The organism is Paenactinomyces guangxiensis, assembly GCF_016055185.1.
Taxonomy (GTDB): domain Bacteria; phylum Bacillota; class Bacilli; order Thermoactinomycetales; family Thermoactinomycetaceae; genus Paenactinomyces; species Paenactinomyces guangxiensis.
On sequence record NZ_JAECVR010000060.1, the window covers coordinates 1 to 1,661 of the forward strand.

Consider the following 1,661-nt stretch of genomic DNA (forward strand, 5'->3'; position numbering starts at 1 on the left):
CAGTCTAGATTTCCATTAACTGGGATATTACCGAAGGATATTGAGGAGGTGTTTACCTCATCGATCCACCTTCCTTCCAGGCGTGTAGATTTGGTTGCTGCGTAGCAGCGCATCAACCAAACGCACAAGTTTTCTAGCGGTTAAGACGAGTGCCCGTTTATGTTGGTGTTTGGGGACTTCATGGTATTTCTTCTGGTAATACGCTCTGTACTCCGCATCATTTCGTTTTACCGAATTGGCAGCTTCAATCAGGTAATAACGCAAATAGCGGTTGCCAGTGCGAATCATGTTGGTTTCTTCTGCTTGAAACGAACCAGACTGATGTTTTTGCCATGAAAGACCCGCATATTTAGCAAGCGAAGCTTGATCTTTAAAGCGTTCAATATCGCCGATTTCGGCGAGAATCCCAGCACAAAAGACCGGACCAATACCGGGAATGGTTTGCAGGGTGTTCGGGATCCCATCCAACAGCTTCTGGATCGCCTTGTCCAACTGCTTGATCTGAGCAGTAATACTGCGAATGGACTCAATGGAAGTGCCGAGGAGCAGATCAATGGAATCCTCTACACACTTGGACAGACGGTAAGAAGAGCGAGCCGCTTTTTGAATGGACTTGGCTAAGCACTCCGGATCAGCGAAGCGATTTTTCCCTTTTTCTCTAAGAAATTGTGCCAAGGCATCCAGTTCCATCGACCCGATCTCTTCCAAGGTGTACTTTTCAAGCAACAGCTCTAGCAGAGCGTTGCCAAAGACAGAGCTTTCCACTTCGGTGGTGAAAGCACTGCATTTGTAAAACAAATGCTGGAGAAACACTTGCTTTTCACGGGTGAGATTATGAACCAGATGGTATCTCATCCGGGTCAACCGTTGCAGAGCAACGTATTGCTCTTGCAATACGACGGTCAGAGGCAAACGCCCAAAACGGAGGCGATCTGCAATGAGCCAGGCATCCACATGATCGTTCTTATCCAGATCCACGTAAGCTTCTTTAAACTTACGAATAAGCTTGGGATTGATCGTGTACACTTTGGTATTTCTCGCTTGGAGAGCCCTGTCTTCGTGAAGAAACATGGCCGGATGCCAACTGTACACAGAAGTTGCTTCTAAACCGATGTGGACCGCTTGAAAAGAACCTTGGTCGTAACAAGAGACAATCTGATCTCGAAGGTAGGAAGCTCCATGCAGGTTATTTTCAACCGTAAATCGTTGGAGGGTTTCGCCCTCTTGATCCATCAAGCAAACTTTCATATCTTTCGAGCTGACATCTATACCGACATAAAGTTTCACGGGTGAACCCCCTTTCGTTTTAGGATCAAGGGAAAGTGGACTCTTCGGGACATCCCCAGCGTACTTGCCGATCGATCACCCTCGCCTATGAGAACTCTCTCTGATCCATGAGCTGCCTGGAAGCTGCCACTTCCAGCATGGGGTGCCAGAGGGAACAGCCTGCGGGTTAGAAGTTCAAACAAGTACTGGGGAAACAGACTTTTCGAGTAGTCAAAGCTACAGGAGGGAAGAGAACATCCCCAAATGATCCTAGGATCATTATCCAGGGACATCACGAAAAGTCCACCCCCTATGAATGATGGATATTCACTTTTCAAAGAACGAGTTTTAACTGGAAATGGATTGTTTTTGAGGATTTAAACTTACTATACGAG

The 1,661-nt window shown here is 46.7% G+C and carries 1 protein-coding gene; it reads right to left on the reverse strand.

Features of this window, described 5'->3' with window-relative positions; genetic code table 11:
* Positions 1-57 precede the first annotated feature (57 nt).
* Positions 58-1,287, reverse strand: a complete 1,230-nt coding sequence (locus tag I8U27_RS20320; protein ID WP_181755135.1) for an IS110 family RNA-guided transposase — start codon at positions 1,285-1,287, stop codon at positions 58-60.
* Between the last annotated feature and the right edge of the window lie 374 nt (positions 1,288-1,661).